This is a genomic window from Pseudomonas sp. TYF_14 (genome assembly GCF_043105275.1).
In the GTDB taxonomy this organism is placed as follows: domain Bacteria; phylum Pseudomonadota; class Gammaproteobacteria; order Pseudomonadales; family Pseudomonadaceae; genus Aquipseudomonas; species Aquipseudomonas alloputida.
The window spans coordinates 19,199-38,280 of record NZ_JBICLK010000071.1 but is presented as its reverse complement, the minus strand read 5'-3'; the positions used below and the strand labels follow the sequence as shown (position 1 = coordinate 38,280).

The 19,082-nt window shown below is 63.0% G+C and carries 17 protein-coding genes and 5 tRNA genes; 9 read left to right on the top strand and 13 right to left on the bottom strand.

The features are described from left to right. The first annotated feature begins 36 nt into the window (after positions 1-36). On the top strand, positions 37-1,134 hold the full coding sequence (gene thiO, locus ACF8O8_RS19165) for a glycine oxidase ThiO (RefSeq protein WP_010951878.1): 1,098 nt from the start codon (positions 37-39) through the stop codon (positions 1,132-1,134). A 76-nt stretch (positions 1,135-1,210) separates the two neighbouring features. Here thiO and ACF8O8_RS19160 read toward each other — a convergent pair whose 3' ends face one another. The 10 genes from ACF8O8_RS19160 to ACF8O8_RS19115 all read right to left on the bottom strand — a co-directional run bounded on the left by ACF8O8_RS19160 (position 1,211) and on the right by ACF8O8_RS19115 (position 11,068). Next, a complete protein-coding gene (locus ACF8O8_RS19160; RefSeq protein WP_010951879.1) occupies positions 1,211-2,620 on the bottom strand; it encodes an amidase in 1,410 nt (469 codons plus the stop codon). Between the two features lies 1 nt (position 2,621). Then, positions 2,622-3,899 (bottom strand): Zn-dependent hydrolase, encoded by a 1,278-nt coding sequence (locus ACF8O8_RS19155; RefSeq protein WP_010951880.1) that lies wholly within the window; start codon positions 3,897-3,899, stop codon positions 2,622-2,624. Between the two features lie 106 nt (positions 3,900-4,005). Further along, entirely contained in the window at positions 4,006-4,701 is a 696-nt protein-coding gene (locus ACF8O8_RS19150; RefSeq protein ID WP_010951881.1) for an ABC transporter ATP-binding protein, read from the bottom strand. Next, entirely contained in the window at positions 4,701-5,453 is a 753-nt protein-coding gene (locus ACF8O8_RS19145; protein ID WP_392510269.1) for an ABC transporter ATP-binding protein, read from the bottom strand. The genes ACF8O8_RS19150 and ACF8O8_RS19145 overlap by 1 nt, the downstream gene beginning before the upstream one ends. After that, positions 5,453-6,472 (bottom strand): branched-chain amino acid ABC transporter permease, encoded by a 1,020-nt coding sequence (locus tag ACF8O8_RS19140; protein ID WP_020192255.1) that lies wholly within the window; start codon positions 6,470-6,472, stop codon positions 5,453-5,455. Before ACF8O8_RS19140 ends, ACF8O8_RS19145 begins: the two co-directional genes overlap by 1 nt. A 1-nt stretch (position 6,473) precedes the next feature. Next, a complete protein-coding gene (locus ACF8O8_RS19135) occupies positions 6,474-7,334 on the bottom strand; it encodes a branched-chain amino acid ABC transporter permease (protein ID WP_003247565.1) in 861 nt (286 codons plus the stop codon). A gap of 65 nt (positions 7,335-7,399) precedes the next feature. Beyond that, complete coding sequence (locus tag ACF8O8_RS19130; protein WP_003247562.1) at positions 7,400-8,602, bottom strand: ABC transporter substrate-binding protein; 1,203 nt, start codon at positions 8,600-8,602, stop codon at positions 7,400-7,402. 90 nt (positions 8,603-8,692) lie between these two features. Beyond that, a complete protein-coding gene (locus tag ACF8O8_RS19125) occupies positions 8,693-9,457 on the bottom strand; it encodes a FadR/GntR family transcriptional regulator (protein ID WP_010951884.1) in 765 nt (254 codons plus the stop codon). Positions 9,458-9,723: 266 nt separating this feature from the next. Beyond that, positions 9,724-9,954: a PP0621 family protein gene (locus ACF8O8_RS19120; protein ID WP_014755231.1), complete on the bottom strand. Its 231-nt coding sequence runs from the start codon at positions 9,952-9,954 to the stop codon at positions 9,724-9,726. Between the two features lie 94 nt (positions 9,955-10,048). Next, positions 10,049-11,068, bottom strand: a complete 1,020-nt coding sequence (locus ACF8O8_RS19115) for an outer membrane protein assembly factor BamD (protein WP_003247556.1) — start codon at positions 11,066-11,068, stop codon at positions 10,049-10,051. Between the two features lie 147 nt (positions 11,069-11,215). Between ACF8O8_RS19115 and rluD the strand changes: the two genes are divergently transcribed. From rluD to ACF8O8_RS19075, 8 genes are all read left to right on the top strand, one after another. Then, complete coding sequence (gene rluD / locus ACF8O8_RS19110) at positions 11,216-12,178, top strand: 23S rRNA pseudouridine(1911/1915/1917) synthase RluD (protein WP_049588123.1); 963 nt, start codon at positions 11,216-11,218, stop codon at positions 12,176-12,178. Beyond that, positions 12,175-12,915, top strand: a complete 741-nt coding sequence (gene pgeF / locus ACF8O8_RS19105; RefSeq protein ID WP_392510268.1) for a peptidoglycan editing factor PgeF — start codon at positions 12,175-12,177, stop codon at positions 12,913-12,915. The genes rluD and pgeF overlap by 4 nt, the downstream gene beginning before the upstream one ends. 249 nt (positions 12,916-13,164) lie before the next feature. Beyond that, positions 13,165-15,729, top strand: coding sequence for an ATP-dependent chaperone ClpB (clpB, locus tag ACF8O8_RS19100; protein ID WP_010951887.1), 2,565 nt, complete (start codon positions 13,165-13,167; stop codon positions 15,727-15,729). A gap of 362 nt (positions 15,730-16,091) precedes the next feature. Next, positions 16,092-16,167: transfer RNA gene (locus tag ACF8O8_RS19095), tRNA-Asn, on the top strand. Positions 16,168-16,171: 4 nt separating this feature from the next. Then, positions 16,172-16,248: transfer RNA gene (locus tag ACF8O8_RS19090), tRNA-Pro, on the top strand. Between the two features lie 6 nt (positions 16,249-16,254). Next, positions 16,255-16,330: transfer RNA gene (locus ACF8O8_RS19085), tRNA-Lys, on the top strand. A 46-nt stretch (positions 16,331-16,376) separates the two neighbouring features. Then, a tRNA-Pro gene (locus tag ACF8O8_RS19080) sits at positions 16,377-16,453 on the top strand. A 5-nt stretch (positions 16,454-16,458) separates the two neighbouring features. Then, positions 16,459-16,534: transfer RNA gene (locus ACF8O8_RS19075), tRNA-Lys, on the top strand. Positions 16,535-16,724: 190 nt separating this feature from the next. Here ACF8O8_RS19075 and ACF8O8_RS19070 read toward each other — a convergent pair. The 3 genes from ACF8O8_RS19070 to ACF8O8_RS19060 all read right to left on the bottom strand — a co-directional run bounded on the left by ACF8O8_RS19070 (position 16,725) and on the right by ACF8O8_RS19060 (position 19,040). Further along, positions 16,725-18,020, bottom strand: coding sequence for an NAD(P)/FAD-dependent oxidoreductase (locus ACF8O8_RS19070; protein ID WP_392510267.1), 1,296 nt, complete (start codon positions 18,018-18,020; stop codon positions 16,725-16,727). Between the two features lie 84 nt (positions 18,021-18,104). After that, entirely contained in the window at positions 18,105-18,278 is a 174-nt protein-coding gene (locus tag ACF8O8_RS19065) for a DUF3094 domain-containing protein (protein WP_008091951.1), read from the bottom strand. A 132-nt stretch (positions 18,279-18,410) separates the two neighbouring features. Further along, positions 18,411-19,040 (bottom strand): DUF1780 domain-containing protein, encoded by a 630-nt coding sequence (locus ACF8O8_RS19060; RefSeq protein WP_003247546.1) that lies wholly within the window; start codon positions 19,038-19,040, stop codon positions 18,411-18,413. Positions 19,041-19,082 lie beyond the last annotated feature (42 nt).

Sequence of the window (19,082 nt, the reverse complement as noted above, 5' to 3'; positions counted from 1 at the left end):
TGCATCGCGGTTTTACTTCAGGTGTTGGATCGACAGATGAGCAAGCAAGTAGTGGTGGTTGGCGGCGGGGTGATCGGCCTGCTGACGGCATTCAACCTGGCAGCCAAGGTCGGCCAGGTGGTGGTGTGCGATCAGGGCGAGGTTGGCCGAGAGTCGTCCTGGGCTGGCGGTGGCATTGTCTCGCCGTTGTACCCGTGGCGCTACAGCCCCGCAGTGACCGCTCTGGCGCACTGGTCGCAGGACTTTTATCCACAGCTGGGCGAGCGTCTGTTCGCCAGCACCGGTGTCGACCCGGAAGTTCACACCACCGGGCTGTACTGGCTCGACCTGGACGACGAGGCCGAAGCGTTGGCCTGGGCCGCGCGCGAGCAGCGGCCGCTCAGTGCCGTGGATATTTCGGCGGCCTACGATGCGGTGCCGGTGCTGGGCCCGGGCTTCAAGCACGCCATCTACATGGCTGGTGTGGCCAATGTGCGCAACCCACGCTTGGTCAAGTCGCTGAAGGCGGCGTTGCTGGCGCTGCCGAACGTGAGCTTGCGCGAACACTGCCAGATCACCGGCTTCGTGCAGGAAAAGGGGCGCGTGACTGGTGTACAGACGGCTGATGGCGTACTGGCGGCGGATGAGGTTGTGCTCAGCGCAGGCGCCTGGAGTGGCGACCTGTTGCGTACCCTTGGCCTTGAACTGCCGGTGGAGCCCGTGAAGGGCCAGATGATTCTGTTCAAGTGTGCTGAAGACTTCTTGCCGAGCATGGTGCTGGCCAAGGGGCGCTATGCAATCCCGCGACGTGACGGGCACATTCTGGTAGGGAGCACGCTGGAACACGCCGGGTATGACAAGACCCCGACCGCGGATGCGCTGGAAAGCCTGAAGGCATCGGCGGTGGAGTTGTTGCCTGAGCTTGAAGGCGCGACAGTGGTGGCGCACTGGGCGGGACTGCGGCCGGGGTCGCCAGAAGGCATCCCTTACATTGGGCCTGTGCCAGGGCATGAAGGGTTGTGGCTGAACTGCGGGCATTATCGCAATGGGCTGGTGCTGGCGCCGGCTTCGTGCCAGCTGTTTACCGATTTGCTGACAGGGGCCGAGCCGATTATCGACCCGGCGCCGTATGCGCCAGAAGGGCGTTTGGGCTGAGGACCTCTTCGCGGGTAAACCCGCTCCTACGCGAGCGGGTTTACCCGCGAAAGGGCCGCAGAAGCCAATACAGATTTCAGCCAGTAATCGGTGCTTGCAGGTGCCGGCTCGGATAATGCTGCTCATACACCTTGCACACCCGCAGCACTTGCTCATCAGCAAAGCGCCCGGCCACCACCTGCAGGCCCACCGGCAACCCCTCGCGGGTGAACCCGCAGGGTACCGAGGCCGCCGGCTGTTGGGTCAGGTTGAACGGATAGCTTAACGGCGTCCACTCCATCCATTGCGCCATCCCCGACCCAGGCGGCACGTTGTGTCCGGCTTCGAACGCCACCAACGGCAGCATCGGCGATACCAGCACGTCATATCGCTGATGAAAGGCATTCATCTTCGCAATCAATTCTGCCCGTGCCTCAAGCGCCTGGGTGTATTCGCCAAGGCTGATCTGTGCACCTTGTTCGGCAATCCAGCGCAGCCCCGGGTCAAGCAACGCTTTCTGCTCATCGCTCAAGGCACTGGCCAACCGCGCCGCGCCGGCAAACCACAGGGTGTTGAAGGTTTCCAGCGGGTCGCTGAAGCCCGGGTCCACTTCCTCTACCTGCGCACCCAGCCGCGCCAGGCGCTGCACCGCTTGCGCCACCAGTGCCTGGATCTGTGGGTCGACCTGCACGTAACCGAAGTTGGCGCTGTAGGCGATGCGTAGGCCGCTCAGATCTTGCTGCTGGCTGAGCCACGGCGCCTGCCGGGGTGCGCCGGCCAAACCGTCGCGGGCATCGGGGCGCGCTACGCAGTCGAGCATCAGCACCGAGTCGTCCACGGTACGCGTCATCGGCCCCAGGTGCGACAGCACGGTCATGGCGCTGGCCGGCCATTGCGGCACATAGCCGAAGGTCGGTTTGATGCCGAAGGTGCCGGTGAAGGCGCAAGGGATGCGAATCGAACCACCGGCATCGCTGCCCTGATGCAGCACCCCCAGGTTCAGCGCGGCGGCTGCCGCAGCACCACCAGACGAACCACCGGCAGTCAGCCTGGTGTCCCACGGGTTGCGAGTGATGCCGTACAGCGGGTTGTCGGTCACCCCTTTCCAGCCGAACTCTGGCGTGGTGGTCTTGCCCACCAGCACTGCACCGGCTTCACGCATGAAGGCGCTGAAGGGCGCATCGATTTCCCACGGCCCGGCACCCGAGGTAGTACGCGAGCCCTTGCGGGTAGGCATGCCGCGGGTCAGGGTCAGGTCCTTGATCGAGGCGGGTACGCCATCCAGTCGGCCACAGGGTTGGCCACGTTGCCAGCGCTGTTCGCTGGCACGGGCGGCGGCGCGGGCGCCTTCGCCGTCGACATGGCAGAAGGCGTTGACCGCCGGGTTATGCAGGTCGATACGCGCCAGCACATCGTCGACCACCTCGACGGGTGACAACTGGCGGCGATGGTACAGTTCGAGCAGTTCGACGGCGGTGAGTTCGCCAATCGCGGTTTTCTGGGTCATTTCAACGGGCTCCCGGGTTGGCGGCCTGGAACATGGCGCGCAACAGGACGTCGCAACCATCGGCCAGGTCCTGGGGCGCGGCATTTTCGATTTCGTTGTGGCTGATGCCGCCTTCGCATGGCACGAAGATCATCCCGGCCGGGCCCAGCTCGGCGAGGAAGATCGCATCGTGACCGGCGCCGCTGACGATATCCATGTGGCTCAGGCCCAGCGCACGCGCCCCCTGGCGCACGGCATCCACACACTGCTCGGCGAAGTACAGTGGCGGGAAGTCGGCTGTCGGGGTCAGCTGATAGCTCAGGCCATTTTTCGCCGTGCTGTTTTCGATGGCTGCGCGCACTTCGCTGACCATGACGTCGAGGTGCCCAGGGTCGAGGTGGCGCAGGTCGATGGTCATGTGTACCTGGCCGGGGATGACGTTGCGCGAACCTGGATGCAGGGTCAGGCAGCCGACCGTGCCGCAGGCATGTGGCTGGTGCGCGTGAGCGACGCGGTTGACCGCAGCCACCACCTCGGCTGCGCCGACCAATGCGTCCTTGCGCAGGTGCATGGGTGTGGGGCCTGCATGCGCCTCGACGCCGGTAAGGGTCAGGTCGAACCATTTTTGCCCCAGGCAGCCCTGGACCACGCCGATGGTGGTGCGTTGGTCTTCCAGCACCGGGCCTTGTTCGATATGTGCTTCGAAGTAGGCGCCCACGGCATGCCCGGTAGGCACGCGTGGGCCGGCGTAGCCGATGCGCTGCAACTCAGCGCCGACCGACAGACCTTGGTCATCGACCTTGTCCAGGGTTTCCTGCAGGCCGAATTTACCGGCAAACACGCCCGAGCCCATCATGCAGGGCGGGAAGCGCGAACCTTCTTCGTTGGTCCATACCACCACTTCCAGCGGGGCTTCGGTGGTCAGGTGCAGGTCGTTGAGCGTGCGCATCACTTCGAGGCCGGCCATGACGCCGTAGCAGCCATCGAACTTGCCGCCGGTGGGTTGGGTGTCGATGTGGCTGCCGGTCATGATGGGCGGCAGGGCAGGGTTGCGCCCTGGGCGGCGGGCGAAGATATTGCCGATGGCGTCGACGCTGACCGTGCAGCCGGCCTCCTCGCACCAATGGACGAACAGGTCGCGAGCCTGGCGGTCGAGGTCGGTCAGGGCCAGGCGGCATACGCCGCCCTTGGCGGTGGCGCCGAGTTGGGCCAGGTCCATCAATGATTGCCACAGGCGCTCGCGGTTGATCAGAGGGCCTTGGCCGAGCAGGTGCTGCGAGGGATCGATGCGGGTGTTCATGGTTCATCTCTCCTGAAATTACTGGGTTGCTTGTACCGGCCTATTCGCGGGTGAACCCGCTCCTACAAAGGCCTGGCAGTGGCCGGTACAGGTAAGCACGGTCGGGTCAGGCGCTAAGGGCCAGGTAACGGTTCTTGATGCTCGGGTCCTCGCGGAACTGCGCCGCACTGCCCTGGTAAGCGACGCGGCCCTGCTCCAGCACATAGTGGCGATCAGCAAGGGCATCGCAGACCATTAGGTTCTGCTCTACCAGCAGGATCGACAGCCCTTCGTCCTTGATCCGTCGCAGGATCTTCACCAGTTCATCGACAATCACCGGGGCCAGGCCTTCGGTGGGCTCGTCGAGGATCAGCAGCCTGGGGCCGTTGAGCAGGGCGCGGGCGATGGCCAACATTTGCTGCTCGCCACCGGACAGGGCGAAACCACCGTTGCGGCGCCGCTCCTTCAGGCGCGGGAACATGCTGTAGACGTCCTCCAGCTGCCAGCGACTGGTCTTGCGCACGGCAATCTTCAGGTTCTCCTCCACGCTGAGCTGGCGGAAAATGCCGCGGTGCTCCGGCACCAGAGCAATGCCGAGCCGGGCGATATCGAAAATTTCGCGGCCGACCAACTGCTGGCCGTTGAAGCTGATCTGCCCCTGTCGTGGGCGGACAATGCCAAGGATGCTGCGCAAGGTGGTGGTCTTGCCTGCGCCGTTGCGCCCCAGCAGCGTTACCAGTTCGCCTGCCTCGACCTTGAGCGAGACGCCTTCGAGCACATGGCTCTTGTCGTAGTAGGAATGGATCGAATCGACGTTGAGCATCAGGCGGCCTCTCCAAGGTAGGCGGTGCGTACGCGCTCGTCGTTGCGCACCTGTTCAGGGGGACCCTCGACCAGGATCTGGCCGTGACTCATCACCGTGATGCGCTGGCTGATCGACATGACAATGCTCATGTTGTGCTCGATCAGTAGCACGGTATGGTCGCGGCCAAGGTCGCTGATCAGGTCGGTCATCACCGGGATGTCGTCGATGCCCATGCCCGAAGTGGGTTCGTCAAGCATCAGCAGGGTGGGCTTGGCACAGATCGACATGCCCACTTCCAGCACCCTTTGCTGGCCGTGCGACAGTTCGCCCGCCAGGGTTTCGGCACGGGCGCTCAGTTTCAGGCGCTCCAGCACCTGGTCGGCGGTGTTCCAGTGGCTGCGCTTGTGCTCGACGCTGCGCCAGAAGTTCAGCGCGCCCAGGCCATCACGGCCTTGGGCTGCCAGGCGCAGGTTCTCGCGCACTGAAAGGTTCTGGAACAGGCTGGTGAGCTGAAACGAGCGCGCCATGCCAAGCGCCACGCGCCCGTGGGACGGCTTGCGAATGATGTCCTGGCCATTGAACAGGATCTTGCCGGCCGTGGCCTGACGCTCGCCGGTCAGGCAGTGGAACAGGCTGGTCTTGCCGGCGCCGTTGGGGCCGATGATGGTGTGGATGGTGCCGGCTCGCACTTTGAGGTCAACGCCCGCGACCGCCTTGAACGGCCCGTAGGCCAGCTCCAGGTGGCGGGTTTCCAGGAGGTAGTCGCTCATTACAGGGTCTCCTTGGTCTTGGCCTGGGGTTTGTCATCGGCATTGCGCGTGGCCAGCAGGCGCTTGCCCAGTTCGGTCAGGCCGCCCCACAGGCCGCCACGCATGAACACCACCACCAGAATCAGGATCACCCCCAGCAGCATCAGCCAGCGTGGCCAAAGCTCCGACAGCACGTCACCCAGCAGCACGATGGCGCCGGCCCCCAGCAGCGAGCCGAACAATGAGCCGGTGCCGCCGACGATGGTCATGATCAGGATGTTCTCGCTCATCATCAGGTCGATGTTCGACAGCGGCGCAAAGTGCAGCAGCATGGCGTACAGCGCCCCGGCGATGCCGGTGATGGCGCCCGACAGCATGAACACCAGAATCTTGAAATGGCGGGTGTCGTAGCCGATGGCGGCGGCGCGGGTCTCGTTCTCACGGATAGCCAGCAGGGTGCTGCCGAATGGCGAACGGATCACCCGCAGGGCTGCGGCGAAGATCAACAGGAACAGCACCGCGACGAACACATAGAAGTGCCGTGGGTCGGCCAGGTCGACTAGCACATGGCCGGCGATTTCGATATTCGGCCGTGGCACATCAAGCAGGCCGTTGTCACCGCCGGTCCAGCCGCTGAGGGTATAGGCCAGGAAGTAGGCCATCTGGCTGAAAGCCAGGGTCAACATGACGAAGTAGATGCCCGTGCGACGGATCGCCAGTGCGCCCACCAGCAGCGCGAGGAGGGCGCCGAACACAGCTGCGCCAAGCAGCGCGGCGAACATGCCCCACTGCAGGTGGATCATCAGCAGCGCTGCGCCATAGGCGCCCACGCCAAAGAAGATGCCCTGGCCGAACGACAGCAGTCCGGTGTAGCCGAGCAGCAGGTTGCAGGCCAGTGCGGCCATGGCAAAGATCAGGATCTCGGTGGCCAGGGTGGCCGAGGGCAGCAACAGCGGCAGCGCCACCAGGCTGGCAACTACCAGCGACAGCAGCGCCGGGGCGCGGCCCTTGGCGACTGGCAATGGGTTTTTCTCGCTCATCTCAGGCTCTCCCGAACAGGCCGTAGGGACGGACCAGAATCACTGCTGCCATGGCGCCGTAGATCATCAGGCTGGCGCCTTGCGGCCAGAGACTGGTCATCATGCTTTGCACCACACCCACCAGCAGGCCGCCAACCAGCGCCCCGCCGAACGACCCCATGCCGCCAATCACCACCACCACGAAGGCAATGCCGAGGATTTCCGGGCCGACGAAGGGCTGCGCGCCCCGTAGCGGCGCAAATAGCACACCCGCCACACCTGCCAGGCCCACGCCCAGGGCGAATGTCAGGGAGAACAGGCGGAAAATGTTGGTGCCCAACAGCGACACGGTTTCGGTGCTTTCGCTACCGGCCCGCACCAGTGCGCCGAAACGGGTGCGTTCCAGCAGCAGCCACAGGCCAATACCGATCAGCGCTGCGAAGCCGATCAGGAACAAGCGGTAGTAGGGGTAGATGAAGTCGCCGAGTATCAGCACCCCACGCAGTTCGGGTGGCACGGCAATGTTCTTGCCCACCGGGCCCCAGATCAGCACCGACGCTTCCTGGATGATCAGCGCGATGCCGAGGGTGACGAGGATCTGGAAGGTGTGCGGCAGGTGGTAGATGCGTTTGATCAACAGGCGCTCGACCGCCCAGGCCAGCGCGGCCACCACCAGTGGCGCAATCAGCAGCGCCAGCCAGAAGTTGCCGGTGACGGCCACGGCGGTGTAGCACAGGTAGGCGCCCAGCAAGAAAAACGCGCCGTGGGCGAAGTTGACGAAGTTGAGCAGGCCGAAAATGATCGTCAGGCCTACGGCGATGAGGAAGTAGATCATCCCCAGGCCCAGGCCGTTGAGCAGTTGGAACAGGTACAAATCGAGCATGAGCGTGCCCTCGACAGCGCGCCGGGCGGCTGCCTGTACAAGTGTTTGTGACTAACGCCGCAGCTTCAGGCCAGGGCGCAACCGGTGTGATCGACCTCGACGAACGAGCGGCCCGAACTGATGACTTCGGCCAGGTCGTCCTCGTCGCGCATCTGCCCCTGGGGCTTGCCGCGCAGCAGGTAGTAGTCCTTGAGCACCTGGTGGTCCCCCGGACGGATCAGTTCTTCGCCGGTCGGGCCCTGGAAGCGCATGCCCTGCAATGCCGCAGACACGGCGGCCCCGTCCAGGCTGCCGGCCTTGACGATGGCTTCGAGCATCACCTTGGTGCCGATGTAGTCGGCGGCCAGCGGATAGTTGGGGTTGATGCCATAGGCCTTGCGGGTGGCGGCGACCAACTGTTTGTTCAGCGGGGTGTCGACCTGGTGCCAGTACTGCGCACCCAGGTACACGCCCTCGAGCACGTCGCTGCCCAGCTCCTGGAACTGGTCGAGGCCGGCAGACCACACCATCAGCACTTTCATGCGGTCCTTGATGCCGAAGTTGACCGCCTGGCGCAGGGCGTTGGAGGCCTGGCTACCGAAGTTGAGCAGCACCAGCACGTCGGGCTTGGCGGCGATGGCGTTGGTCAGGTAGCCGGAAAATTCCTGCTCCTGCAGCGAGTGGTAGCTGTTGCCGATGTGTTCCACGCCGAGCTCGGCGAACACTTTGCGGGCGTTGTCCAGCAGGGCATCGCCGAATACGTATTGCGGGGTGATGGTGTACCAGCGCTTGGCCTGGGGCAGCTGGCGGCTCATCGGCACCAGGGTTTCGCGGATGGCACCATAGGTGGGCACCGACCAGCGGAAGGTTGAGGCATTGCAGTCCTTGCCGGTGATTTCGTCGGCGCCCACAGGCGTCATGAACACGCCGCCGGCTTTGTGGATTTCCTTGGACACTGCCAGTGCCGAAGACGACAGGGTGCACCCCTGGAAGAAGCGTGCACCATCCTGGCCGATGGCTTCCTGCACCTTGCGCACCGCCTTGCCGGCGTTGCCTTCGGTGTCGATGACTTTGTACTTGAGCGGGTGGCCGAGCAACTGCGGGTGCTCGGCGATGGCCAGGCGCGAGCCCATGTCGGCGTACTTGCCGTAGCTGGCGAAGGCGCCCGACATGGACTTGAGCCCATAGAAGGTCAGCGGTTGGTCGGCGAATGCCCGGTGTGCCCCCAAGGGGAGGCTACCTAAGGCACCCAGGGCAAGGCCTGCCTTGAGCAGGGTACGTCTTTGCATGAGTAACTCCTTGTTTGTGGTTATTAGGCAGGAGTGGCAATGACAAAGCGGGTACGGCCGGGCCTGTGTGCAGGCCTCTTTACAGGCGCATCAGTGGTGGTGATCGAACTCCAGCAGGAAGTTACGGGCAACCTCGCCTTCCAGCGCGGTCATGTGGTGCTCGGCGTCGCACATGTGTTCGTGCATCAGCCGGCGTACGGCGGGTTCGTCGCTGGCGCGCAAGGCGGTCAGCAGTTGCTTGTGGTAGCCGATGTTGGCGGCGGCGAACTGCTGGCGCTTGGGCAGGTAGGCCTTTTTTAGCACCACCAGGTCGCGCAGCAGGTCGTTGAGGAACACCGCCATGAAACGCAGCAACGGGTTGGGGCAGCGGTCGGCCAGCAGGGTGTGGAATTCAAGCTCCGCCAAGCGCTGCTCACGCTGGCCTTCTTCGCTGTCTTCCGGCGCGCTGCAGAAGTCGATGTTGGCCTGCAGCGCGGCGTAATCGGCTTCGCTCAGCTTGCCCATCACCGACACCGCCAGTTCTACCTCGATGACTTTGCGCAGCTGGTACACCTGTTCGCCGTCCAGGTGCTGAAAGTGCAGGTAGTTGCGCAGTGCGCGGCTGGCTGGTTCGGTGCCCACTTCGTTCAGATAGGCGCCCCCGGTCGGGCCGGTGCGGGTGCTCACCAGGCCTTCGACTTCGAGCGCCTTGAGGGCTTCGCGGGCGGTGCCCTTGGAGCATTCGAAATGCTCCATCAGCTCCCGCTCGGTAGGCAGGCGGTCGCCGGGGTGCAGCGCTTCGGTGACGATCGAGCGCTTGACTGATTCGACGATCACATCGGACAGCTTCTGGCGCTTGCGTTTGGGTTTGAGCATTTCGCTATTTTTCATATTTATGCGGATAAATAGGATTTAGCGAATTTTGCCCGGACGGGTCAATGCTGGCGGGGGGGAGGGGTCGTAAATGGTGTGAAAGGGTCGGGGAGGGATATGTGGAACACGAAATTGCAGATAAAAACTGTGGGAGCGGGCGTGCCCGCGAACACCGGCGAAGCCGGTGCCATACACCGTGGTGCCTGCTTCGCGGGCAAGCCCGCTCCCACAGATTTCGAATTGGTTTCAGGATTGAACAGACATCGTGTTCAGCCTTGGTGGCCAGGGCCCTGCTGCAGGTGGGCCTGGCTGCAATACCACTCATTGCCCTGCTGTAGCGCCCGGTCGTTGGGCAGGTGCACGCCGCAATGGGCACAGCGCACCATCTTCAGCGGCGCATCCAGCTTCGCCTCGGGGTGCGACTGCTGGCTGACTTTGAACTTGCGCCACAGCCAGAACGCGGCGGCGATCAGGGCGATCCAGAAAAGTAGGCGAACCATGGTGTCCAGCTTGTCGATTGAAGAAGCCAACAGTCTAGGACGCGGCCAATAAAAAAGGGAGGCCCAAGGCCTCCCTTTCATTCACCACTGAAGGTCAGTCGAACAGACCAAAGGTCATGTAGCTGAACCAGGAACGGTCTTTCTCGGCTTCTTTCGGGCCTTCCGGCACGATTGGGTCGCCGTTCTCGTCTTTAGGCAGCAGCTCTCGCGGCATCTCGTCGCGCGCGTCCTGGAACTGTTTGACCACGTCCTGGTTGGCGCGGGTTTCGCCTGGCGGCAGCGGGGTTTCGGTTTCGATCAGGCCCAAGGTGGCCTTGGACAGCCAGCCGCGGCCGTCAGACTCGGTCTGCTTGGGCTGGAACTCGCCATCGACCAGGCTCGGGTGATCCGGGTAGTTGAGCTTGAGGGTTTCCAGGCTCGTGGCGGCCAGTTCGTCCAGGTGCAGCTTCTGGTACGACTCGACCATCACCGCCAGGCCGTCACCGACAGACGGGGTTTCCTGGAAGTTTTCGACCACGTAGCGGCCACGGTTGGCAGCCGCTACATAAGCCTGGCGGCTCAGGTAGTAGTCGGCCACGTGGATTTCGTACGAAGCCAGCAGGTTGCGCAGGTAGATCATGCGCTGCTTGGCGTCTGGCGCGTAGCGGCTGTTGGGGAAGCGGCTGGTCAGCTGGGCGAACTCGTTGTACGAGTCGCGGGCGGCGCCCGGGTCACGCTTGGTCATGTCCAGCGGCAGGAAGCGCGCCAGCAGGCCACGGTCCTGGTCGAACGAGGTCAGGCCCTTGAGGTAGTAGGCGTAATCGACGTTCGGGTGCTGCGGGTGCAGGCGGATGAAGCGCTCGGCGGCCGACTTGGCGGCCTCGGGCTCGGAATTCTTGTAGTTGGCGTAGATCAGCTCGAGCTGCGCCTGATCGGCATAGCGGCCGAACGGGTAGCGCGACTCCAGGGCCTTGAGCTTGTTCACGGCGCTGGTGTAGCTGGAGTTGTCCAGATCAGCCTGGGCCTGCTGGTACAGTTCGGCCTCGCTGAGGTTCTCGTCAATGACCTCTTTATTAGAGGAACAGGCCGCGGTAAGCCCGAGGATGGCGATCAGCAGCAGGTGTTTCACTCGCATGGCGGCTTGCGTCCCTTTGACGGCCGCTGTCTTGGGCGGTGCCGTCCTGTTATGATGAGCGCCCCGGCCAACCCCGGGACAAAAGAAGCCGTATTTAACCACAAGCTCGCAGCCGAAACCAAAGGCTGTGCGCCCGCCGAATCGAGCATGTCCGAGATCATTCAACTTAGCGCAGAGGTACCGTCCGAACTGGGCGGCCAACGCCTCGACCAGGTCGCCGCCCAATTGTTCGCCGAGTACTCGCGTTCGCGGCTAACTTCGTGGATCAAAGAGGGCCGCCTGACGGTCGATGGTGCAGTCGTGCGCCCTCGAGACCTTGTTCATGGTGGCTCTCAGCTTGCCCTGGAGGCCGAACAAGAGGCCCAGGGCGAGTGGATCGCAGAAGATATCGAACTGGATATCGTCTACGAAGACGACCACATCCTGGTGATCAACAAGCCTGCCGGGCTGGTTGTGCACCCGGCGGCCGGGCATGCCAGCGGCACCCTGCTCAACGCGCTGCTGCACCATGTGCCAGACATCGTCAACGTGCCGCGCGCCGGTATCGTGCACCGCCTGGACAAGGACACCACCGGCCTGATGGTGGTGGCCAAGACCCTGCAGGCGCAGACCAAGCTGGTCGAGCAGATGCAGGCCCGCAAGGTCAGCCGCATCTACGAGTGCATCGTGATTGGCGTGGTGACTGCCGGTGGCAAGATCGACGCGCCCATCGGCCGCCACGGCGGCATGCGCCAGCGCATGGCTGTAACCGACGGCGGCAAGCCGGCGGTCAGCCACTACCGCGTACTCAAGCGCTTCCGCTCGCACACCCATGTGCGGGTCAAGCTGGAAACCGGCCGTACCCACCAGATTCGCGTGCACATGGCCCACGTGGGTTTCCCACTGGTTGGTGACCAGACGTACGGCGGGCGCTTCCGTATTCCGCCCGCTGCCAGCCCGACCATGGTCGAGGCGGTCAAGACCTTCCCGCGCCAGGCGCTGCATGCGCGTTTCCTCGCCTTGGCCCACCCGATTACCGGTGAAGTCATGAAGTGGGAATCGCCACTGCCGGATGACTTCGTCTGGTTGCTGTCGCTGCTGAACCAGGACCGCGAGAGCTTCATCGGATGAGTGACCTGACGCAGGCGTTGCTGTTACCCGACTGGCCGGCCCCGGCTTCGGTCCGCGCCTGTGTCACCACCCGTCAGGGCGGCGTCAGCCTGCCGCCTTACGAAACCTTCAACCTCGGCGACCATGTTGGGGATGACCCTGCCGCGGTCGCCGAGAACCGCCGCCGCCTGAGCGAACAGTTCACCATCCAACCGGCCTGGCTCAAGCAGGTGCATGGGCGGGTGGTGGCGGATGCCGACCCGACCGTGGTGGCCGAGGCCGATGCCAGCTGGACCCGCCAGCCTGGCATTGCCTGCACCGTGATGACCGCCGATTGCCTGCCTGCGTTGTTCTGCGACCGCGCGGGCACCCGCGTGGCGGCGGCGCATGCTGGCTGGCGTGGGCTGGCGGGTGGCGTGCTGGAAGCCACGCTGGACCGGCTGGCGCTGCCGCCAGAAGAGGTGCTGGTGTGGTTGGGGCCTGCCATCGGCCCGCAAGCATTCGAAGTGGGGCTGGAAGTGCGTGATGCCTTTACCGCCGTGCACCCGCAAGCAGCTCGGGCATTCGTCGACGGCGAACGGCCAGGCAAGCTGTTGGCGGATATCTATGAGCTGGCGCGTATTCGCCTGGCTGCCCGTGGCGTGACTGCTGTTTATGGCGGTGGCTTGTGCACGGTCAGTGATGCGCGGTTCTTCTCCTATCGCCGTACCCCGCAGGGTGGGCGTTTTGCATCGTTGGTCTGGCTGGACCCGCGCTAGCCTGTACCGGCCTCTTCGCGGGCACGCCCGCTCCCACAGAGATTCCGCAAACGTTGAAACCGGTGGTGTACCTGTGGGGGCGAGCATGCCCGCGAATGGCCCCCGTTAATCCAACAGGTTGACTTTGGTCAACCCCGCTAAGCTTGAATCTTCCAGAATCAGCCTTATCTATAAAGTCATCTCAGGCAGGTTTCTTTATAAACAGGCGCTGTCCATCGCTCCGACCTGCCCTTTAAAGGAAGGTACACCATGCGAATAGACCGTTTAACCAGCAAGCTGCAACTTGCAATATCCGATGCCCAGTCTTTGGCCGTTGGCATGGACCACCCTGCCATCGAGCCCGTGCACCTGTTACAGGCGCTGCTCGAACAGCAGGGCGGCTCCATCAAACCGCTGCTGATGCAGGTAGGCTTCGACATCAATGGCCTGCGCCAGGGGCTGGTGAAAGAGCTCGACCAACTGCCGAAAATACAGAACCCTACCGGCGACGTGAACATGTCGCAGGACTTGGCACGTCTGCTTAACCAGGCAGACCGCCTGGCACAGCAGAAGGGCGACCAGTTCATTTCCAGCGAGCTGGTGCTGTTGGCCGCCATGGACGAAAACAGCAAGCTCGGCAAGCTGCTGCTGAGCCAGGGCGTGAGCAAGAAAGCGCTGGAAAATGCCATCAACAACCTGCGTGGCGGCGCGGCAGTGAATGACGCCAACGCCGAGGAATCGCGCCAGGCGCTGGACAAATACACCGTCGACCTGACCAAGCGTGCCGAAGAGGGCAAGCTGGACCCGGTCATTGGCCGTGACGATGAAATCCGCCGTACCGTGCAGGTGCTGCAACGCCGTACCAAGAACAACCCGGTGCTGATCGGTGAGCCTGGCGTGGGTAAAACCGCCATCGCCGAAGGCCTGGCCCAGCGCATCATCAATGGCGAAGTGCCCGACGGCCTCAAAGGCAAGCGCCTGCTGGCGCTGGACATGGGCGCGCTGATTGCCGGTGCCAAGTACCGCGGCGAGTTCGAAGAGCGCTTGAAAAGCCTGCTGAACGAACTGTCCAAGCAGGAAGGCCAGATCATCCTGTTCATCGACGAACTGCACACCATGGTCGGCGCCGGCAAAGGCGAGGGCGCCATGGACGCCGGCAACATGCTCAAGCCGGCCCTGGCCCGCGGCGAGCTGCATTGCGTAGGTGCCACCACGCTGAACGAGTATCGCCAGTTCATCGAGAAGGACGCCGCCCTGGAGCGCCGTTTCCAGAAGGTGCTGGTCGAGGAGCCGAGCGAGGAAGACACTATCGCCATCCTGCGTGGCCTGAAAGAGCGCTATGAAGTGCACCACAAGGTGGCCATCACCGACGGTGCAATCATCGCTGCGGCCAAGCTCAGCCATCGCTACATCACCGACCGCCAGCTGCCGGACAAGGCCATTGACCTGATCGACGAAGCGGCCAGCCGCATCCGCATGGAGATCGACTCCAAGCCGGAAGTGCTCGACCGCCTTGATCGCCGCCTGATCCAGCTGAAGGTGGAGTCGCAGGCGCTGAAGAAAGAAGAAGACGAAGCGGCGAAAAAGCGCCTGGAGAAGCTGACCGAGGAAATCGAGCGGCTGGAGCGTGAGTATTCCGACCTGGAAGAAATCTGGGCTTCGGAGAAAGCTGAAGTGCAGGGCTCGGCGCAGATCCAGCAAAAGATCGAGCAGTCTCGCCAGGAGCTGGAAGCCGCCCGTCGCAAAGGCGACCTGAACCGCATGGCCGAACTGCAGTACGGGGTGATCCCGGACCTGGAGCGCAGCCTGCAGATGGTCGACCAGCACGGCAAGACCGACAACCAGTTGCTGCGCAACAAGGTCACCGAGGAAGAAATTGCCGAAGTGGTATCGAAATGGACCGGCATTCCTGTGGCCAAGATGCTTGAAGGCGAGCGTGAGAAGCTGCTGAAGATGGAAGAGCTGCTGCACCAGCGCGTGATTGGCCAGAGCGAGGCGGTAACCGCCGTAGCCAACGCCGTACGCCGCTCGCGTGCCGGGCTGTCCGACCCGAACCGGCCAAGTGGTTCGTTCCTGTTCCTCGGCCCGACCGGTGTGGGCAAGACCGAACTGTGCAAGGCGCTGGCCGAGTTCCTGTTCGACACCGAAGAGGCGATGGTGCGCATCGACATGTCCGAATTCATGGAGAAGCACTCCGTCGCGCGCCTGATCGGTGCACCACCAGGCTATGTAGGGTATGAAGAGGGCGGTTACCTGACCGAGGCCGTGCGGCGCAAGCCTTACTCGGTGGTGCTGCTGGACGAGGTGGAAAAAGCCCACCCGGATGTGTTCAACGTGCTGTTGCAGGTGCTGGAAGACGGCCGCCTGACCGACAGCCACGGGCGCACCGTGGACTTCCGCAACACCGTGATCGTGATGACCTCCAACCTGGGCTCGGCGCAGATTCAGGAACTGGTGGGTGACCGCGAGGCACAGCGTGCGGCAGTGATGGATGCGGTGGGGGCGCACTTCCGTCCGGAATTCATCAACCGCATCGACGAAGTGGTGGTGTTCGAGCCTTTGGGCCGCGAGCAGATTGCCGGTATTACAGAAATCCAGCTCGGCCGCCTGCGCAGCCGCCTGCTGGAGCGCGAACTGTCGTTGAGCCTGAGCCCAGAGGCGTTGGACAAGCTGATTGCCGTGGGTTATGACCCGGTGTACGGCGCGCGGCCGCTGAAGCGTGCGATCCAGCGCTGGATCGAGAACCCGCTGGCGCAGCTGATTCTGGCCGGCAAGTTCCTGCCCGGTACGGCGATCACCGCCAAGGTGGAAGGCGACGAAATCGTCTTTGGCTGATTGTGTTGCACCATGAGCCCCGCGTTTGCGGGGCTTTTTTTGCCTGTTGCCAATGCCGGCACAGCCCAGCTATTTCGGGCCTTTGCGCCAACCCGGGGTAACCGCCTGAAATTTTTGAAATTTTTGCTTGCATCAAATTTAGAGTGCCCCTAATATACGCCGCGTTGTCAGGCACTAAGCGAATCACCAGCAACATCGGTGATCGCAAAACAACTTACAAATCAGTAAGTTGAATGAAAAAAAGTGGTTGACAAGCAAAACGAAGAATGTAGAATAGCCGGCCTCAGCAGCGACAACGCGAAAGCGAAGAAGCTAAAGAGTCCGAAGCGAACACAGTCTTCGGAGTTGTACCGAAGTTCAGTTCCGCGATAGCTCAGTCGGTAGAGCAAATGACTGTTAATCATTGGGTCCCTGGTTCGAGTCCAGGTCGCGGAGCCAATCTCGGGGTGTAGCGCAGTCCGGTAGCGCGCCTGCTTTGGGAGCAGGATGTCAGGAGTTCGAATCCCCTCACCCCGACCATTTTCCGGGTCGTTAGCTCAGTTGGTAGAGCAGTTGGCTTTTAACCAATTGGTCGTAGGTTCGAATCCTACACGACCCACCATGTAGAAAAGGGCATCTCAAAGAGATGCCCTTTTTTTTGAAACACTCGGGGTGTAGCGCAGTCCGGTAGCGCGCCTGCTTTGGGAGCAGGATGTCAGGAGTTCGAATCCCCTCACCCCGACCATTTTTGGGTCGTTAGCTCAGTTGGTAGAGCAGTTGGCTTTTAACCAATTGGTCGTAGGTTCGAATCCTACACGACCCACCATGAACAAAGGGCATCTCGCATGAGATGCCCTTTTTCTTTTGCCTCGAAAAATGCGCCCATCGGCGCAATCCCACCTGCATCTATTTGCCACACCGCCCCTATGTAGGAGCGGGTTCACCCGCGAATGCGGCAGTGCAGCCACCATCGCATTCACAGGTAAACCCGCGCCTACAGGGCATGGGGGCGCCTGTTAGTGCAACTTCAGGCGCGGCTCGGTACCCCGGCCAATCTTGCTGCCCAGCATCATCAACGCCGTGCGGAAGAACCCGTACAGCGCCATCTGGTGCATGCGGTACAGCGACACATAGAACATGCGCGCCAGCCAGCCTTCCAGCTTCACGCTGCCCATCAGGTTACCCATCAGGTTGCCCACCGCCGAGAAGCGCGACAGCGACACCAGCGAGCCATAGTCCTTGTACTCGTACGTCGGCAGGGCCTTGTTCTCCAGGCGCGCCTTCAGGCTTTGCGCCAGCATCGAAGCCTGCTGGTGCGCCGCCTGTGCGCGCGGCGGCACGTTACGATCGCTGCCGGGTTGCGGGCAGGCGGCGCAGTCACCGAAGGCGAAGATGTTGTCGTCGCGGGTGGTTTGCAGGGTAGGGCGCACGACCAGCTGGTTGATGCGGTTGGTTTCCAGGCCATCGATGTCCTTGAGGAAACCTGGCGCGCGGATACCGGCTGCCCACACCTTCAGGCTGGCCTGGATCACTTCACCGTCCTTGGTTTTCAGGCCGTCCTCGGTCACTTCACTGACTGCGGCGTTGGTCATCACCTTCACCCCGAGTTTTTCCAGGGTCTTGTGAACCGGTACGCTGATGCGCTCCGGCAGCGCCGGCAGAACGCGCGGGCCCGCCTCGATAAGGGTGATGTGCATGTCCTTGGGCTGGATGCGGTCCAGGCCATAGGCCGCCAGCTCGTGGGCAGCGTGGTGCAGCTCGGCCGCCAGCTCTACACCGGTGGCACCGGCGCCGACAATGGCTACGCTGATTTTCTCGCTGGCCACGTCGCCGGCGTGGGCACGCAGGTAGTGGTTCAGCAGTTGCTGGTGGAAACGCTCGGCCTGCTTGCGGGTATCCAGGAACAGGCAGTGCTGCGCTGCGCCCAGGGTGCCGAAGTCGTTGGTGTTGGAGCCCACGGCAATCACCAGAGTGTCGTAGCCCAGGGTGCGCGCAGGCAGCAGCTCGCGGCCCTCTTCGTCGAGGGTGGCAGCCAGTTGAATCTGCTTGCCTTCACGGTCCAGGCCGCTCATGCGCCCCAGCTGGAAATTGAAGTGGTTCCACTTGGCCTGGGCCACGTAGTTCAGTTCGTCTTCCGAGGAGTTCAGCGAGCCGGCGGCCACTTCGTGCAGCAGTGGCTTCCAGATGTGCGTGAGGTTGGTGTCGACCAGGGTGATGTCGGCCTGCTTGCGCTTGCCTAGGCTTTTACCCAGGCGGGTCGCCAGTTCCAGGCCGCCGGCGCCGCCGCCGACAATCACGATGCGATGAGTCATGGGAATATCTCATAAGGTTTACGGAATGCGTGGCCCTGGGGGCCGGCCGCAAACTGCACGAGGGGAGGGCGAGCGCGAAGCAGCTCATAGCACCAGTCCACTCAGCAGGCGGCTGATGAGACCCAACCCGATGGTCACGGCCAGCACCAGCACAAGGAGCAGCCACGGCCGGAAGGGCCTGCGCTCGACTTGGTGCTGGGGGGCTCGCAGATACTCATCGACACGACGCTGATCTTCCGGGTTCAGGCGACTGGTCATGGTGGGCCTCGTCAGGTAGACGTTTGTGACTGCGCAAACGCTACAGCGTTCGCGCAGGCGCTTGAAACAAATGATAATGCTTTCTATCCCTGGCGCCGAGTGTACGCCATCGCAAACAGTCGCTGCACTGGATCAAAGACTGATGCCTACGTCGAAGACGATGCTGCGGCCAAGGTTGCCGCGCAGGAAATCCGGCGCATCGGGGTGGGCAAACAGTACCCGGGCAAAGGTTGGCCCGACCAGCGACAACGAGCGCCAGCCCTGGCGCAGGTATTCGGTAGGCGGCGGGAAGTGGGTGTTGAGGTCGAGCACTTCGCGCTTGAGGCTGGAGAACGCGATGATGTCCAGCTCGTTCAGCTCCAGCCCGCGTTCCCGGTAATTGTGCGCCTTCTTGCGCAAGGTGGGCGCCAGGCGCCCCAGCAGTTCGGTGGCACTGATGCGCCGTGGGCGTGCTTCGCGGCGTACCAGCTGCGCCAGGGAAAACGCACTGCGCCGCCGCTGCAGCTCCTCGCGCCATTCATCGTTCAGCCGGCGGCCCTCGTCGAGCACGAAAAACACCTCGAAGGCGGCGTCGCGGAACAGCACGTCAGGTGGCTCCTGCCCCGCCGGGGTGAAGTCCTCGCTGCGGTAGGGAATGTTCAGCCCCTGCAACAGGCGCTGGCACACCCAACGCTCCCGCTCCCACTTACGGGCGTTGGAGAGAAAGGCATTGGCTTGTTCGGCCTGGATGGTAAGCAGGCGCAGGTAGTCTGAGTCATCCATGCAGACAAGCTTAGCCGCTAATCGATGACGGTAAGATGCTGT

What these genes read in the sequence shown, in the direction of transcription:
- thiO (WP_010951878.1), top strand. Translation starts at nt 37, where the DNA reads ATGAGCAAGCAAGTAGTGGTGGTTGGCGGCGGGGTGATCGGCCTGCTG.
- ACF8O8_RS19160 (WP_010951879.1), bottom strand. Translation starts at nt 2,620, where the DNA reads ATGACCCAGAAAACCGCGATTGGCGAACTCACCGCCGTCGAACTGCTC.
- ACF8O8_RS19155 (WP_010951880.1), bottom strand. Translation starts at nt 3,899, where the DNA reads ATGAACACCCGCATCGATCCCTCGCAGCACCTGCTCGGCCAAGGCCCT.
- ACF8O8_RS19150 (WP_010951881.1), bottom strand. Translation starts at nt 4,701, where the DNA reads ATGCTCAACGTCGATTCGATCCATTCCTACTACGACAAGAGCCATGTG.
- ACF8O8_RS19145 (WP_392510269.1), bottom strand. Translation starts at nt 5,453, where the DNA reads ATGAGCGACTACCTCCTGGAAACCCGCCACCTGGAGCTGGCCTACGGG.
- ACF8O8_RS19140 (WP_020192255.1), bottom strand. Translation starts at nt 6,472, where the DNA reads ATGAGCGAGAAAAACCCATTGCCAGTCGCCAAGGGCCGCGCCCCGGCG.
- ACF8O8_RS19135 (WP_003247565.1), bottom strand. Translation starts at nt 7,334, where the DNA reads ATGCTCGATTTGTACCTGTTCCAACTGCTCAACGGCCTGGGCCTGGGG.
- ACF8O8_RS19130 (WP_003247562.1), bottom strand. Translation starts at nt 8,602, where the DNA reads ATGCAAAGACGTACCCTGCTCAAGGCAGGCCTTGCCCTGGGTGCCTTA.
- ACF8O8_RS19125 (WP_010951884.1), bottom strand. Translation starts at nt 9,457, where the DNA reads ATGCTCAAACCCAAACGCAAGCGCCAGAAGCTGTCCGATGTGATCGTC.
- ACF8O8_RS19120 (WP_014755231.1), bottom strand. Translation starts at nt 9,954, where the DNA reads ATGGTTCGCCTACTTTTCTGGATCGCCCTGATCGCCGCCGCGTTCTGG.
- ACF8O8_RS19115 (WP_003247556.1), bottom strand. Translation starts at nt 11,068, where the DNA reads ATGCGAGTGAAACACCTGCTGCTGATCGCCATCCTCGGGCTTACCGCG.
- rluD (WP_049588123.1), top strand. Translation starts at nt 11,216, where the DNA reads ATGTCCGAGATCATTCAACTTAGCGCAGAGGTACCGTCCGAACTGGGC.
- pgeF (WP_392510268.1), top strand. Translation starts at nt 12,175, where the DNA reads ATGAGTGACCTGACGCAGGCGTTGCTGTTACCCGACTGGCCGGCCCCG.
- clpB (WP_010951887.1), top strand. Translation starts at nt 13,165, where the DNA reads ATGCGAATAGACCGTTTAACCAGCAAGCTGCAACTTGCAATATCCGAT.
- ACF8O8_RS19070 (WP_392510267.1), bottom strand. Translation starts at nt 18,020, where the DNA reads ATGACTCATCGCATCGTGATTGTCGGCGGCGGCGCCGGCGGCCTGGAA.
- ACF8O8_RS19065 (WP_008091951.1), bottom strand. Translation starts at nt 18,278, where the DNA reads ATGACCAGTCGCCTGAACCCGGAAGATCAGCGTCGTGTCGATGAGTAT.
- ACF8O8_RS19060 (WP_003247546.1), bottom strand. Translation starts at nt 19,040, where the DNA reads ATGGATGACTCAGACTACCTGCGCCTGCTTACCATCCAGGCCGAACAA.